Consider the following 15,851-nt stretch of genomic DNA (forward strand, 5'->3'; position numbering starts at 1 on the left):
GCTTAGTCCTGACTGTCCAGAATCTCGCGCACCTTGGCGACCAGATCGCCGCGCGGCACCTCGAACTGGCTGGGGCGTTCCTTCCATTCCTCGAGCGTGGCGCTTTCGGCAATCTTGGCCCCCAGGATCAGGTCCTTGATCTGCACGATGCCTTTGGCTTTTTCGTCGCCGCCCTCGATCACCGCAATCGGAGAATTCCGCTTGTCCGCATATTTCAGCTGGTTACCAAAATTCTTGGGATTGCCCAGATAGACCTCGGCCCGGATGCCGGCATTGCGCAGCTCGGCCACCATCGCCTGATAGTCGGCCATGCGGTCGCGGTCCATTACGGTCACGACCACAGGGCCGGTGGCCTGAGCACTGATCCGACCCTTTTCGCGCAGCGCTGCGAGCAGGCGATCAACGCCGATGGAGATGCCTGTCGCAGGCACTTCCTGCCCGGTGAAACGCTTCACCAGATCGTCATAGCGCCCACCACCCGAGACGGACCCGAACTGCCGCTTGCGGCCTTTCTCATCAAAGATCTCGAACGTCAGTTCGGCCTCATAGACCGGCCCGGTATAATACCCCAGACCGCGCACGACCGAGGGATCGATCTGGATGCGATCAGCACCATAGCCGCCCGCGGCCAGCAACTCGCCGATCTGCTCCAGTTCCGTAATGCCTTCGGCGCCGATCTTGCTGTCACCCACGGCCGCGCGCAGGTTGGCCAGCGTTCCGGCGGCAGCATCGGCCTTGGAGGTCAGGAAGGCGATCACCGGCTCGGCCTGATCGTCGGACAGGCCCACACCGTCGATGAACGCGCCCGAGGCATCCAGCCGGCCCTTGGTCAGCAACTCGCGCACGCCCTGCTCACCTACCTTGTCGAACTTGTCGATGGTGCGCAGAACGTCGTCGCGCGCTGCCGCGTCCGCGCCTAGGCTCATGGCCTCGAGCACGCCGTTCAAAACCTTGCGGTTGTTGACCCGGACCAGATAATCGCCGCGAGGAATGCCCACGGTTTCCAGCGTATCCGACAGCATCGCGCAGATTTCGGCATCGGCGGCCATGCTGGCCGTCCCCACCGTATCCGCATCACACTGATAGAACTGACGGTACCGCCCCGGCCCCGGCTTTTCGTTGCGCCAGACCGGACCCATCGCATAGCGGCGGTACGGCGTGGGCAGATCGTTGCGGTGCTGGGCATAGACCCGGGCCAAAGGTGCTGTCAGATCATAGCGCAGCGCCATCCAATCGCCATTGCCGCCCTCGTCAAACTCCTGCCAGGCGAACACGCCTTCGTTCGGGCGATCCACGTCGGGCAGGAACTTGCCCAGCGCCTCGACGGTCTCGACCGCACTGCTTTCAAGCGCGTCGAACCCGTAACGATGATACACGCCCGCAATCGTCCGCAGCATCTCGGTGCGCTGCGTGACTTCCTCGCCGAAATAGTCGCGGAACCCTTTCGGCGTGACGGCCTTGGGGCGGGGCTGTTTCTTGGGCTTGGCCATGTGGGGCGTCCTTGGGAGTGTCCTTGTTCCGCGCGCGGTCTATCCCATGGTCCGCATCGGGGCAAGGCGCGCTTTCTCTGGCCTTGGGCCGACTGTGTCGCTATGACCAGCGCAAGACAGGAGTCCCCCATGCAGCATCTGGAAGAAGAGATCGCACATCTGACCCGTACCGTGGACGAGCTGAACACGGTCGTCACCAGACAACAATCGGAAATCGACCGGCTGACCCAACGGGTTGAAATGCTGTTGCAGCGCGAAGCAGAACGGGCGCAGGAAGGTTCAGGCGGCGTTGTCTTTGGTGACGAACGACCGCCTCACTATTGATGAATTAAAGCCCAAGCGTCGATTTTACCGCGTTGTCCACAACACCTCCCAACAGGGCGTTTTCGTCCCCGGTGCAGCCCTCTTTCAAGGCGGCCACAAATGTTTCTCTCAGAGCCGCCTTTTGCTCATCCGAAGTCGCGTGGGCTTCGATGTCAACCTGACGGTTGTAAAGCGAAAGGGCCGTCATCTTCCCAACAACGTCCAGAATGTACTCTTCGTTACCATCAGCCTCTTCGATAACAGAGGTGCAGGTGTGATACATCAGCGGCAGCGCGTCCTGCATCATCTGTTCGGCTTCCTCGTCGGCAAGGGCCAGTCCGGGCGCTGCAAGCATTAAGGCGGTGGCGGCTGGCTTAAGCAAATTCGTCCTCATCCGGGTGCTCCTCCGCTTACTTGGAATTCGCGCCGATCAGCGCACCGGCCACCGCTCCGGCGGCGGCACCTTTGCCGTCGCCGATCAGCGCGCCGACACCCGCACCAATCACGGCGCCTTTGATCGTGTTTTCTTTTTTCTTGTCATCCGCCAGACCAGCTGAGGCCGAAACCAAAGCCAGCGTCGCTGCTGCGCCGAATACAATCTTTCTGAACTTGAGACCCGTTATTGTCATAACAACGCCCTCCCGTGGCATGACCTAAAGACATCTCTGTAAAGTCAGCCTAGCGGGGCACCAACAGTCTGGCAACAAAGCGGCGTCATATCTCTTCTACGGTCATGACGCCTTCAAGGGATTTGATCGCGCCCTTGATCTGCGGGTTGATGGGGAATTCACGTCCCAGTTCCATCTCAACATCGCCGGGCAGGCTGGGGTCCAGCAACATGAACTGGACTGGTCCCCGTGCGGCCCCTTTCGCGGCAGAGGCGGCGTCCTCGAGCACCTTGGCGACCGTTGGTACGACCTGCGCTTCGTTCACAAAGATGCGCAGCCCAGTTGCTCCGGCCTCGGCCACGAGGGAATCCGCAGGGCCAACCGAGCGGCCCAGCAGCTTGAGCTGATCGGCTTCCATCGTTGCCTCGGCAGTCAGCACGACCTGCGCGCCGGTTTCCAGAAACTCGCGACACTTCTCCAGCGTGTCTGAAAACAGCGTGACCTCATAGGCGCCAGTGGGATCAGACATTTGAACGAAAGCAAAGCGGTTGCCCTTGGCCGATTTCCGCTCCTGCCGCCCGGCGACCACACCGGCCATCTTGGCGATGAACGGGCCAGACCGGGCCCTTTCCGTCACCTCGTCCAGCGTCATCACCTGTTTGCGTTTCAGCGCAGGCATGTAATCGTCCAGCGGGTGGCCGGACAGGTAGAAGCCGATGGCCTTGAATTCTTCGCTGAGGCGCTCCGCCGGCAGCCAGTCGGGTGTCGGCGACAGGCGCGGTTCGGGCAGGTCGTCGCCTGCCTCGCCGAACAGAGACACCTGATTGGAGTTCTTCTGTTCATGGATCGCCGCCGAATACTGTACCAGACGGTCAAGGCTTTCGAACACGCGGCGACGGTTCTTGTCGAGCTCATCAAAAGCGCCCGCACGCGCCAGCATTTCCAGCGGACGTTTGCCGACCTTTTTCAGATCGACCCGGCGGGCGAAGTCAAAGAGGTTGACGAAAGGCTTGTCGCCCCTGCCCTGCACGACCAGATTCATCGCCTCGACGCCGACATTCTTGAGCGCGCCCAGCGCATAGACCAGTTGGCCGTCCACCACGTCGAAGGTCGCCAGCGAGCGGTTCACGCAGGGCGGCACGTAAGGCAGGCCCAGACCCTTTCGTACCTCTTCGAAATACACCGCCAGCTTGTCGGTCAGGTGGATATCGCAGTTCATGACGCCCGCCATGAATTCGACCGGGTGGTTCGCCTTGAGCCAGCCGGTCTGGTAGCTGACCACCGCGTAGGCCGCCGCGTGGGACTTGTTGAAGCCGTAGTTGGCGAATTTTTCCAAGAGGTCGAACACTTCGGAGGCCTTCTTGGCGTCCACCCCGTTCTTGGCCGCGCCGGCCTCGAATTTCGGGCGTTCGGCGTCCATCGCCTCTTTGATCTTCTTGCCCATCGCACGGCGCAGCAGGTCGGCGCCGCCAAGGCTGTAGCCCGCCATGACCTGCGCGATCTGCATCACCTGCTCCTGGTAGACGATGATGCCCTGGGTTTCCTCGAGGATATGGTCGATCAGCGGGTGGACCGAGGTGATCTCGCGCTGGCCGTTCTTGACCTCGCAATAGGTGGGGATGTTCTCCATCGGGCCGGGGCGGTAGAGCGCCACGAGAGCCACGATATCCTCGATGCAGGTGGGTTTCATGCGCTTGAGCGCGTCCATCATGCCCGAGCTTTCAACCTGGAACACCGCCACGGTCTTGGCCGCGGAATAAAGCTTGTACGTCGCCTCATCATCCAGCGGGATGGCGTTGATCTGGTTCTCAGCCCCCTCGGCGGGCTCATAAAGTTCGGTGCCATCGGCGGCGATGTGCAACGGGCGCCCGGATTTGAAAATCAGGTCCATCGCGTTCTGGATCACGGTCAGGGTCTTCAGGCCCAGAAAGTCGAACTTTACCAACCCGGCCTGTTCCACCCATTTCATGTTGAACTGGGTCGCGGGCATGTCCGAACGCGGGTCCTGATAGATCGGCACCAGCGCGTCCAGAGGCCGGTCGCCGATCACCACCCCCGCCGCGTGGGTCGAAGCATTCCGCAACAGCCCCTCGACCTGCTGGCCATAGGTCAGCAGGCGGTTGACCACCTCTTCCTCGCGCGCGGCCTCGCGCAGGCGGGGTTCGTCTTTCAGCGCCTTTTCGATGGAAACAGGTTTCACCCCCTCAACCGGGATCATCTTGGACAGGCGGTCCACCTGCCCATAGGGCATTTGCAGCACCCGCCCGATGTCGCGCACGGCGGCCTTGGACAGCAAGGCACCGAAGGTGATGATCTGACCCACCTTGTCGCGGCCGTATTTCTGCTGAACATAGCGGATCACCTCTTCGCGGCGGTCCATGCAAAAGTCGATGTCGAAGTCGGGCATCGAGACCCGTTCGGGGTTCAGGAACCGTTCGAACAGCAGGCTGTAGCGCAGCGGGTCAAGGTCGGTGATCGTCAGCGCATAGGCCACCAGCGAGCCCGCGCCCGAGCCCCGCCCCGGCCCGACCGGAATGTCGTGATCCTTGGCCCATTGGATGAAATCCGCGACGATCAGAAAGTAGCCGGGGAAACCCATGCTTTCGATGATGCCCAGTTCGAAATCCAGACGTTCCTGGTATTCCTCGGGCGTCACGGCATGCGGGATCACGGCCAGACGTTTCTGCAAGCCTTCATTGGCGATGCGCCGCAGCTCGGCCACCTCGTCATCCGCAAATTTTGGCAGGATCGGGTCGCGTCGATAGGCCATGAACGCGCAGCGTCTGGCGATCTCGACGGTGTTTTCGATGGCCTCGGGCAAGTCGGCGAACAGGGTCGCCATCTCTTGTTGTGACTTGAAGTAGTGCTGAGCCGTCAGCCGACGGCGGCCTTCCTGCTGGTCGACATAGGCCCCTTCCGATATGCAGATCAGCGCGTCATGCGCTTCGTACATGTCCGGCGTCGGGAAATAGACGTCATTCGTTGCGACCAGCGGCAGGTTCTTGGCATAGGCCATCTCGACATGGCCGCGTTCTGTCAGGCGCTCGGCCTCGGGTTGGCCATCTTCACCCGGATGGCGCTGAAGCTCGATATAAAACCGGTTGGGGAACATTGCCGCCAGCCGATCGACCAACGCTTCGGCCGCCGGGCGCTGACCCTGTTGCAACAGCATTCCGACCGGGCCGTCAGGTCCACCGGACAGGCAGATCAACCCTTCAGACCGGTCGGCCAGTTCTTCCAAAGTGACCTGAGGCAGTTGCCCGCCCTTGTCCACGTAGAGACACGTACTGAGTTTCATCAGGTTTTCGTACCCGGTCTCGGACTGCGCCAGCAGCACCAGAGGCACGGGCATCTTCGGCTTCTCGCCCGGCTGGGCCTGGACATAGGTCAGATCGACCTGGCACCCCATGATCGGCTGTACCCCGGCGCCGCTTGCGGTGACCGAGAATTCCAGCGCCGAAAACATCGAATTGGTATCCGTCACGGCGACCGCCGGCATTTCCATCTTCTCGCACAGGCCCGGCAGCTTTTTCAGCCGCACGGCGCCTTCCAGAAGGGAATATTCAGTGTGAACGCGGAGGTGGATGAATCGTGGAGAACTGCTCATGACGCCCAAGCTACCCCAGCCGGCTGCGCGGCAAAAGGCTGAACCGCGTCGCGTTTGCCGCAAAAAAATCGCCATTGATTATTCGGCTTTTTCAGAAGGTGCTTCGGGATTAACTGGGCGTCGCAATCAAAAACCGCTTTATTTACAAGTGGCTGCTCATTAATCAGAAAAGACGGTCACAGGCCGTATACGTCTAATGGTGTATAACAGAGGCGGTTTTTCTTGCCAGACAAGCCGCGCTGTTTCTAACATCTCATGGCAAGCAATTCGCCCGCCACTCTTTCTACGTCGCATCGAAGGAGGGCCACAAGGGCGCAACCGGGTAAGGCGACGGGTTTCTCTAATGAACATCACGTTTCTTCTGAACGGAGAGACAGTGGAGTTGGCTGATATCGATCCGACAGCCACCCTGCTGGATTGGCTGCGCGAAGATCGCGGCCTGACCGGCACCAAGGAAGGCTGCAACGAAGGCGATTGCGGGGCTTGCACCGTGATGGTGACGGATGACGAAGGCGCCAAGGCACTGAACTCGTGCATTCTGTTTCTGCCGCAACTGCATGGCAAAGCGGTGCGCACGGTCGAAGGTGCCAGCGGCCCGAATGGCGAAGCGCACCCGGTTCAGCAGGCAATGGTTGATCTGCACGGCTCGCAATGCGGCTTCTGCACACCCGGTTTCGTGATGTCGATGGTGGCCGGGCACACGAACGGTGCAACGGACCATGACACTTTGCTTGCAGGCAACCTGTGCCGCTGCACCGGCTATGCGCCGATCATTCGCGCGGCGAAAGCGGCCGAGGAACAGCCCGTTCCGGTTTGGGTCAAAGATAAACCACCTGCAACGATTGCCGCTTCGCGCATGCTGCCAACTTCATCCGACGAATTGGCCGCCGTGTATGCCGAGAACCCGAATGCGACTCTGGTCGCTGGTGCGACCGATGTGGGCCTTTGGGTCACCAAGCAACTGCGCGAACTGGACCCGGTGATCTTCCTCAACCGCTGTGATGATTTGAAGAAGATCACGCTCGGCAGTGAAGAAGTCCGCTTTGGCGCAATGGTCGACATGAATCGCATGGCAGAAGCATTGGCCGATCTGCATCCGTCCTATGCCGAGATGATCCGCCGCTATGCCAGCGTTCAGGTCCGCCATGCGGCCACCGTGGGCGGCAATATCGCAAACGGTTCGCCTATCGGGGACAACCCGCCCGTGCTGATCGCATTGAACGCGACACTGCACCTGCGCAAGGGCGACGAGCGGCGGTCGATCCCGCTGGAAGAGTTCTTCATCGACTACGGCAAACAGGATCGGGTTCCGGGCGAGTTTGTGGAAGCCGTCAGCTTCCCCCGCCAGCCAGATCGCCTGAAGGCTTACAAGCTCAGCAAACGGTTCGATCAGGATATCTCGGCCGTCTGCGGCTGTTTCAACATAACCGTTTCGGAGGGCAGCGTCACACAGGCGCGCATCGCCTATGGTGGCATGGCTGCTGTTCCGAAACGGGCAACCCATGTCGAGGCCGCTTTGATCGGCAAACCGTGGACGCGCAAGACCGTTGACGCCGCGCTGCCATCCTTTGCCGACGACTTTTCGCCACTCACGGATATGCGCGCCTCGGCCCTGTATCGACTGGAAACCGCCAAGGCGATGCTTCAACGGTATTTCCTGGAAGATCAGGGCGAGATCACCAATGTGCTGGAGGTGTCAGCATGAGTGTGACGCAAGCCCTGCCCCACGACGCCGCCCCTTTGCACGTTTCGGGCGCGGCACGGTACGTGGATGACATCCCGACACCCAAGGGCACGCTGCACCTGGCCTTTGGCCTGAGCCAGATCGCCAAGGGCAAGATCACCGCAATGGATCTGTCGGCTGTCAAAAACGCCGAGGGTGTCGTGATGGTCATGACGGCAGAGGATCTGCCGTTTGCCAACGATGTCTCGCCCTCGATCCACGATGAGCCGCTGCTGTCGGACGGCACGGTGCATTATATCGGTCAGCCCGTGTTCCTGGTCGTTGCCACCAGCCATCTGGCCGCCCGCAAAGCGGCGCGATTGGGCAAGGTCGACTATGCCGAGGAAACGCCGATCCTGACGATCGAAGAAGCGCTGGCTGCCAACAGCCGGTTTGAAGATGGTCCACGCATCTATGCCAAGGGCGATGCGGATGCGGCCATTGCCAGTGCGCCGCATGTGATCGAAGGTTCGTTTGAATTGGGCGGGCAGGAGCATTTCTATCTGGAAGGTCAGGCCGCGCTGGCCGTGCCGAATGAAGGTGCGGATATGCTGGTGCACAGCTCGACCCAGCACCCGACCGAGATTCAGCACAAAGTGGCCGACGCTCTGGGTGTTCCGATGCACGCCGTCCGGGTCGAGACCCGCCGCATGGGCGGAGGGTTTGGCGGCAAGGAAAGTCAGGGCAACGCTTTGGCAGTGGCCTGCGCCGTGGCCGCCCGCGCAACCGGCAAGGCCTGCAAGATGCGCTATGACCGTGACGATGACATGATCATCACGGGCAAACGCCACGCTTTCCGCATTTCGTACAAGGCCGGGTTCGATGAGCATGGCCATATACAGGGCGTCTCATTCCTCCACTATGCGATCTGCGGCTGGGCGCAGGACCTGTCCTTGCCCGTGGCCGACCGGGCGATGCTGCACTCGGACAACGCCTACCTTTTGCCGAACGCCCGGATCGAAAGCCACCGGTTGAAGACCAACACCCAATCTGCCACCGCCTATCGCGGGTTCGGCGGCCCGCAGGGCATGGTCGGCATCGAACGGGTCATGGACCATGCCGCGCATGCGCTGGGTTTGGATCCCGTCGAGCTGCGCCGCCGGAATTACTACGCACCCGCGCACGCCGTGACCGAGAGCACACCGACAGAAAAACCACTGGGGCATCCCGATCCGCACGAAGACCTGACCAGCCGCGGCGCCGTTGAAATGGGTGACGCACCGGTGCGTCCTCTGCCCGCCGGCGGGAACACCACACCCTATGGGATGGAGGTCAGCGATTTCGAACTGCACGGCATGACCGAGGCGTTGCTGAAATCCAGCGACTATGCCGCGCGCAAGACGGCTGTCGCGAAATGGAATGCCGAGAACAGTGTAATCAAAAAGGGCATCGCCTTTTCCCCGGTCAAGTTTGGTATCTCGTTCACGCTGACCCACCTCAATCAGGCGGGTGCGCTGGTGCATGTCTATCAGGACGGATCAGTCCACTTGAATCATGGCGGCACCGAGATGGGCCAGGGCCTGTTCCAGAAGGTCGCACAGGTCGCCGCGTCGCGCTTTGGCATACCGCTGGAGATGGTGAAAATCACCGCAACCGACACGGCGAAAGTACCGAACACGTCTGCGACGGCGGCATCTTCGGGCAGTGACCTGAACGGTATGGCGGTGAAGGCCGCTTGCGACACGATCCGCGACCGGATGGCCGCCTATCTTGCGGAACGTCATCAGGCCGATCCATCGACGGTCACGTTCTCGGATGGGCAGGTCTCGGTTTCAGAAGAACGCTACACCTTCGCCGAAGCCGCCGCACTGGCCTATCAGGGGCGCGTCAGCCTGTCGGCGACCGGGTTCTACAAGACGCCCAAGATCGAATGGGACCGGATCGCCGGGCGCGGTCGCCCTTTCTTCTACTTTGCCTACGGCGCTTCCGTTACCGAGGTGGCGGTGGACACTCTGACCGGTGAAAACCGCATTCTGCGAACGGATATCCTGCATGACGCGGGCGCGTCGCTGAATCCGGCTTTGGACATAGGTCAGGTTGAGGGCGGCTATGTACAGGGTGCAGGGTGGCTGACGACCGAAGAGCTGGTCTGGGATGACACGGGCAACCTGCGCACGCACACGCCCTCGACCTACAAGATTCCGGCCTGCTCGGACCGGCCGGACATCTTCAACGTCACGCTTTGGGATGGCGAAAATCGCGAGGACACCATCTATCGTTCGAAAGCTGTGGGCGAGCCGCCTTTCATGCTGGGGATCTCGGCCTGGCTGGCGCTGTCGAACGCAGTTGCCGCCTGCGGAGACAGATACCCGGCCCTGAACGCTCCGGCCACGGCCGAAGAGGTTTGGCGCGGTGTCCAGAGGATGAAGGGAGGCATCTGATGGGAGTTGACCTTGAGGCTTTGAGGGAGACGGTCAAAACCCACGGGAAAGTGGTTCGGGTGGTCATCGCCGGGATCAAAGGATCGTCCCCTCGCGAGGTGGGTGCTGCGATGCTGGTCTGGAAGGACGGGCAAAGCGGAACCATCGGCGGTGGTACGCTGGAATACCAGGCCGCAGAGGCCGCACGATCGCAAACAGTGGCCACGCGCCTGACGCATCACACGCTGGGACCGGACATGGGCCAATGTTGCGGTGGAGCGGTCTCGTTGTTCAGCGAAGTCTATGATCTCATGAAGGTTGAAACGCTGGATGATACGATCATTGCACGATCAGCATCCGGTGGCACCATGCCTCTTTCGGTCAAGCGAGTGCTGACGGCAGTACGCAATCAAGGCATCGCGCCCGAACCACGCCTGATCGACGGCTGGATGATCGAACCGGTGCATAAACCGGCACGAAACCTGTGGATCTGGGGCGCAGGTCACGTCGGACGGGCGCTGGTGGATGTTCTGTCCCCCCTGCCCGATCTTGCGATCACTTGGGTCGATACCGGCCCCGAGCGCTTTCCGGACGTGATTCCCGCAGGCGTGACCGATCTGCCCGCGACGAAACCGGCCGAACTTGTGCGACATGCACCGCCCAATGCCGAGCACCTTGTGCTGACTTATTCACACAATCTGGATTTAGAACTGTGCAACAGGCTGCTTTTGCACGATTTCCGCTTTGCGGGACTGATCGGCTCGGCTACCAAATGGGCGCGGTTCCGATCGCGGCTGGCGGCCCTTGGGCATCCGCCCGACCGGATAAGCCGGATTACCTGCCCGATTGGTGACCCGTCGCTGGGCAAACACCCGCAGATGATCGCCGTGGGCGTCGCAGCGCACCTGCTGCGTCCGGCCCGGCAGAATGAGTTGAAGAAGGACCTGAGCGCGTGACCACTCCATTGCTGAGCCTGCAAGGGTTGACCAAAGCCTATCCCGGTGTCGTGGCCAATGATCAGGTGTCCTTTGACATCGGAGAGGGCGAAGTTCACGCCCTGTTGGGGGAAAACGGGGCCGGGAAATCCACACTGGTCAAGATGATCTATGGGCTGGTGAAACCTGACAGTGGCACCATGCTGTTGCGCGGTCAGCCTTTTGCGCCGCCCGAGCCCCGCGCCGCGCGGGCCGACGGGATTGCGATGGTGTTCCAGCATTTTTCGCTGTTTGACGCGCTGAACGTGGCCGAGAACATCGCCTTGGGGATGGAAAACCCGCCCGCCATGGGTGATCTGGCCTCGCGCATCCGCGAAGTGTCGGAAACCTACGGCCTGCCGCTGGATCCGTTCCGCACTGTCGGCGATCTGTCCGCCGGGGAACGCCAGCGTGTTGAAATCATCCGTTGCCTGCTGCAAGACCCGAAACTGCTGATCATGGACGAACCGACCTCGGTACTGACCCCGCAGGAGGTCGAGATCCTGTTCGAGACGCTGAACAAGTTGCGGTCCGAGGGCACATCGATCCTGTATATCTCGCACAAGCTGGAAGAGATACGGACCCTGTGTGATCACGCCACGATCCTGCGTCTGGGCAAGAATGTGGGCGAGTGTGTCCCCTCTGAGACCTCGGCCCGCGACATGGCCGAACTGATGGTGGGAACGACCCTGCAAACCCCGGAACGTTCGGGGCGTGATTTTGGCGCAGTGACGCTGGATGTCAGCGGGCTGTCGGTGCCTTCTCCGTCAGAATTCGGTACTGCATTGCGCAACGTGCATTTGACTGTCCGCAAGGGCGAGGTTCTGGGCATTGGCGGCGTTGCGGGCAACGGGCAGGATGAGTTGCTGGGCGTTCTGTCCGGTGAAATCCTGACATCTGCCGACGCGATCAAGTTCAACGGTCAGGCGATCGGCAAGCTGGGTCCGACCGCGCGACGCAAACTTGGCGTGTTGACCGCGCCCGAAGAGCGGCTGGGCCATGCCGCTGCCCCGAACATGAGCCTGACCGAAAACGCCCTGTTGACCGGGTCGGTTCGAGAGGGTCTGGAAAGCAACGGCTTTCTCAAATGGACCGAGACCAAGAGCTTTGCGGAGAAGATCATCGAGATTTTTGACGTCCGGACACCCGGCCCGGACAACGCGGCGCGGTCCTTGTCCGGGGGGAACCTGCAAAAATTCGTGATCGGACGCGAAGTGCTGCAAAACCCGGATGTGCTGGTGGTGAACCAGCCAACCTGGGGCGTGGATGCCGCGGCGGCGGCGGCCATCCGGCAGGCAATCCTCGACCTGGCTGCAAAGGGAACGGCGGTTGTCTGCATCTCTCAGGATCTGGATGAGTTGATGGAAATCTCGGACAGCTTTGCTGCGCTGAACGAGGGCCGCCTGAGCGCACCACGTCCGACAACCGGACTGACGGTGGACGAAATCGGGCTGATGATGGGCGGTGCCCACGGAATGGAGGTGGCGCATGTGTGATCTGTTGGGCCGCCTTCGGCGAGAGTATTTGAAAAAAGATGAAGAAGTCAGGGGAATGAGCTGATGATTGTGCTGGAGAAACGTCCTCAGCCTTCCAGGGTCTGGTCTTATGCGACGCCGTTGGTTGCAGTTTTGGCGACGATGTTTTTTGGCGGCGTATTGTTCGCCATACTGGGCAAGAATCCGGTTGAGGCCATCGGCACCATCTTCTGGGAACCTCTTTTTGGTGAATTCGCCTTTTATTACCGCCCACAGCTGCTGGTGAAAGGCGCTCCGCTGGTGCTTATCGCCATCGGTCTGTCGCTGGGCTTTCGTGCAGGCATCTGGAACATCGGGGCCGAGGGACAGTATATCATGGGCGCCATCTTCGGGGCGGGTGCCGGGCTGGCCTTTTACCCTTTGGATGCCTTCTATATCTTTCCGATCATGGTGATTGCCGGCGCCTTCGGCGGCTGGTTGTGGGCCATGATCCCCGCCTTCCTGAAGGTGCGTTTCGGCACCAATGAAATTCTCGTCTCGTTGATGCTGGTCTATGTGGCCGAGCAGATGCTGGCCTCGGTTTCTCTGGGTTTGCTGAAGAACCCCGAGGGGTTTGGCTTCCCGGGGTCCCGCAATCTGCAATCCTATGACAGTGCGCACAATGCCGAACTGATCGCCGGATCCGGCATGCACTGGGGTGTTGTGACCGCGTTGATCGCAGTGATCTTTGCCTATGTCCTGCTGAACCGGCACATGCTGGGCTTTCACATCCGCCTGACCGGCGAAGCACCGCGCGCCGCGAAATTTGCGGGTGTGAACCCGGCCCGGTTGATCCTGTTCTGTCTGGGTCTGTCCGGCGCGCTTGCAGGACTTGCGGGCATGTTCGAGGTTTCCGGCCCTTCAGGCGTTGTCAGCATCGATTTCAACGTGGGCTACGGTTTCACTGCCATCATCGTGGCCTTTTTGGGCCGTCTGCACCCTGTGGGCATTCTGCTGGCCGGTGGCCTGATGGCGCTGACCTATATCGGCGGTGAAATCGCGCAGTCGCAGCTGGGCCTGCCTGCCGCTGCCATTCAGGTGTTCCAGGGCATGCTGCTGTTCTTCCTGCTGGCCTTCGACCTATTGACCAACTACCGCATCCGTGCGGCCCGTAACGAGGTGGCGTGACCCATGGACCTTGGTGAAATCAATCCCGTACTTCTGGTCGCTTCACTGATGGTGGCCGCGACCCCCTTGCTGCTGGCCGCGATCGGAGAGCTGGTCGTTGAGAAAGCAGGCGTTCTGAACCTCGGCGTCGAAGGCATGATGATTGTCGGTGCGATCAGCGGCTTCGCGATTTCGGTCGAGACCGGCTCGCCCTGGCTGGGCTTTGTTGCTGCCGCGATCGGCGGCGCTGTTCTATCGCTGCTGTTCGTCTTGCTGACGCAGTTTGCGCTGGCCAATCAGGTAGCCAGTGGTCTGGCGCTGACCCTGTTTGGCCTGGGGTTCAGCGCGTTGATGGGGCAAAGCTATGTGGGGATCAAACCCCCCAGTATGGGCGACATCCATATTCCGCTGATCAGCGATATTCCGGTTGTCGGTCCGATCCTGTTTCAACATGACCCAATCCTGTATGTCGGCATCGCGATCACGGCGGCCGTCTGGGCGGTGCTGAAATACACCCGTCTTGGTCTGATCCTGCGGGCAGTCGGTGAAAACCACGATGCCGCGCATGCGCTGGGCTACAAGGTGATCAAGATCCGCATTCTGGCCATCATGTTCGGCGGCGCCTGCGCTGGTCTGGGCGGGGCCTATATCAGCCTGATCCGCGTGCCGCAGTGGACCGAGGGCATGACCGCCGGCGTCGGCTGGATCGCATTGGCCCTTGTTGTCTTTGCAAGCTGGAAGCCTTGGCGGGTTCTGCTGGGTGCCTATTTGTTCGGCGGCATTACCGTGTTGCAGCTTAATTTGCAGGCAGCGGGCGTTGCCATTCCCGTCGAGTATCTGGCAATGTCGCCCTATATCATCACGATCCTTGTGCTTGTGATCCTTTCGGCCGACAAGAGCAGCGCACCTGCCTCGCTGGGCCGGACCTTCCATGCCTCACACTAGGGGCCAACAGTACCAACTTGGGGAGTAACACATGAAATTCACTACACTTCTGACGAGCGCCGCCATGGCGCTGGGTCTGGCCTCGGGGGCCATGGCCGAAGACAAGACCAAGGTCGGTTTCGTCTATGTCGGCCCGGTCGGCGATGGCGGCTGGACCTATGAACATGACAAGGGCCGGCAGGCCGTTGAAAAAGAGTTTGGCGACAAGGTTGAAACCGTATTCGTTGAATCCGTTCCCGAAGGCCCGGATGCCGAGCGTGTGATGACCCAGATGGCGCTGGAGGGCGCCGACCTGATCTTTACCACCTCGTTTGGCTACATGGACCCGACCATCAACGTGGCCAAGAAATTCCCGGACGTGAAATTCGAGCACGCAACCGGCTATAAAACCGCCGACAATGTCTCGGTCTACTCGGCCCGTTTCTACGAAGGTCGCGCGGTTCAGGGCCACATCGCCGGTAAAATGACCAAGTCGAACATCATCGGCTATATCGGCTCCTACCCGATCCCCGAGGTGATCCGCGGCATCAACTCGGCCTATATCCACGCCAAGAAGGTGAACCCGGATGTCGAGTTCAAGATCGTCTGGGCCTATACGTGGTTCGACCCGGCGAAAGAAGCTGACGCCGCCACTGTTTTGATCGAACAGGGCGCGGACGTAATCCTGCAACACACCGATTCGACAGCGCCGCAAGCAGCAGCGCAAGAGGCCGGCAATGTGATCACCTTCGGTCAGGCGTCGGACATGAGCGAGTACGCACCGCTTCCGCGTGTGTCATCGATCATCGACAACTGGGCCCCTTATTACATCGCGCGGACAAAAGCGGTAATGGACGGGACCTGGACGTCTTCCAACACCTGGGACGGTATTGGAGCAGGAATGGTTGAAATCGGCGAGATTTCGGACGCGGTTCCCGCAGATGTCAAGGAAGAGGCTTTGGCCCTGAAGGCGGCCCTTGCAGATGGCAGCTATCACGCGTTCACCGGTCCGCTGAAGAAGCAGGACGGCAGTGACTGGCTGGCTGAAGGCGAAACCGCTGACGATGGCACGCTGGCAGGCATGAACTTCTATGTTGAAGGGTTGGAAGGCGAAATTCCGCAGTGAGCTGTATCGTCAAGGAACGGAAAGGGCCCGCAATCCGTGTGCGGGCCCTTTTTTGTGCTGTGCTCACCTGAGGTGCCGAACAACGAATGAGATTACCTGGTCAGCGCAATCGAGC

General features: G+C 60.7%; 13 protein-coding genes. 9 read left to right on the forward strand and 4 right to left on the reverse strand.

Annotation, left to right across the window (positions count from 1 at the left end):
* Positions 1-2 precede the first annotated feature (2 nt).
* The gene (gene hisS / locus ACR0C6_RS09250) at positions 3-1,490 is read right to left on the reverse strand and encodes a histidine--tRNA ligase (protein WP_480618938.1); all 1,488 of its coding nucleotides are present in this window, start codon (positions 1,488-1,490) and stop codon (positions 3-5) included.
* A 129-nt stretch (positions 1,491-1,619) separates the two neighbouring features.
* On the opposite strand from hisS, the gene ACR0C6_RS09255 reads away from it, so the two are divergent.
* Positions 1,620-1,814: a SlyX family protein gene (locus tag ACR0C6_RS09255; RefSeq protein ID WP_152460143.1), complete on the forward strand. Its 195-nt coding sequence runs from the start codon at positions 1,620-1,622 to the stop codon at positions 1,812-1,814.
* 4 nt (positions 1,815-1,818) lie between these two features.
* Here ACR0C6_RS09255 and ACR0C6_RS09260 read toward each other — a convergent pair whose 3' ends face one another.
* From ACR0C6_RS09260 to dnaE, 3 genes are all read right to left on the reverse strand, one after another.
* Complete coding sequence (locus tag ACR0C6_RS09260; RefSeq protein ID WP_480618939.1) at positions 1,819-2,187, reverse strand: hypothetical protein; 369 nt, start codon at positions 2,185-2,187, stop codon at positions 1,819-1,821.
* A gap of 16 nt (positions 2,188-2,203) precedes the next feature.
* Entirely contained in the window at positions 2,204-2,422 is a 219-nt protein-coding gene (locus tag ACR0C6_RS09265; protein WP_171119082.1) for a hypothetical protein, read from the reverse strand.
* 85 nt (positions 2,423-2,507) lie between these two features.
* Complete coding sequence (gene dnaE / locus ACR0C6_RS09270) at positions 2,508-6,008, reverse strand: DNA polymerase III subunit alpha (RefSeq protein WP_480618940.1); 3,501 nt, start codon at positions 6,006-6,008, stop codon at positions 2,508-2,510.
* On the opposite strand from dnaE, the gene ACR0C6_RS09275 reads away from it, so the two are divergent.
* The 8 genes from ACR0C6_RS09275 (at position 6,007) to ACR0C6_RS09310 (ending at position 15,736) form a co-directional block, all read left to right on the forward strand.
* The gene (locus ACR0C6_RS09275) at positions 6,007-6,171 is read left to right on the forward strand and encodes a hypothetical protein (protein WP_480446277.1); all 165 of its coding nucleotides are present in this window, start codon (positions 6,007-6,009) and stop codon (positions 6,169-6,171) included. The genes dnaE and ACR0C6_RS09275 overlap by 2 nt on opposite strands.
* Before the next feature lie 180 nt (positions 6,172-6,351).
* Positions 6,352-7,713, forward strand: coding sequence for a xanthine dehydrogenase small subunit (gene xdhA, locus ACR0C6_RS09280; protein ID WP_480446276.1), 1,362 nt, complete (start codon positions 6,352-6,354; stop codon positions 7,711-7,713).
* Positions 7,710-10,112 (forward strand): xanthine dehydrogenase molybdopterin binding subunit, encoded by a 2,403-nt coding sequence (xdhB, locus tag ACR0C6_RS09285; RefSeq protein ID WP_480618941.1) that lies wholly within the window; start codon positions 7,710-7,712, stop codon positions 10,110-10,112. Before xdhA ends, xdhB begins: the two co-directional genes overlap by 4 nt.
* Positions 10,112-11,047 (forward strand): xanthine dehydrogenase accessory protein XdhC, encoded by a 936-nt coding sequence (gene xdhC, locus ACR0C6_RS09290; RefSeq protein ID WP_480446274.1) that lies wholly within the window; start codon positions 10,112-10,114, stop codon positions 11,045-11,047. The genes xdhB and xdhC overlap by 1 nt, the downstream gene beginning before the upstream one ends.
* Positions 11,044-12,561 carry an ABC transporter ATP-binding protein gene (locus tag ACR0C6_RS09295; RefSeq protein ID WP_480446273.1) on the forward strand — a complete coding sequence of 506 codons (1,518 nt, stop codon included), beginning with the start codon at positions 11,044-11,046 and terminating at the stop codon, positions 12,559-12,561. Before xdhC ends, ACR0C6_RS09295 begins: the two co-directional genes overlap by 4 nt.
* 63 nt (positions 12,562-12,624) lie before the next feature.
* Positions 12,625-13,707, forward strand: coding sequence for an ABC transporter permease (locus tag ACR0C6_RS09300; protein WP_152460136.1), 1,083 nt, complete (start codon positions 12,625-12,627; stop codon positions 13,705-13,707).
* Between the two features lie 3 nt (positions 13,708-13,710).
* Positions 13,711-14,631, forward strand: coding sequence for an ABC transporter permease (locus tag ACR0C6_RS09305; protein ID WP_171232333.1), 921 nt, complete (start codon positions 13,711-13,713; stop codon positions 14,629-14,631).
* Between the two features lie 31 nt (positions 14,632-14,662).
* Positions 14,663-15,736: a BMP family ABC transporter substrate-binding protein gene (locus ACR0C6_RS09310; RefSeq protein ID WP_152460134.1), complete on the forward strand. Its 1,074-nt coding sequence runs from the start codon at positions 14,663-14,665 to the stop codon at positions 15,734-15,736.
* Positions 15,737-15,851 lie beyond the last annotated feature (115 nt).

It is taken from the genome of Ruegeria sp. AL12 (genome assembly GCF_056540885.1).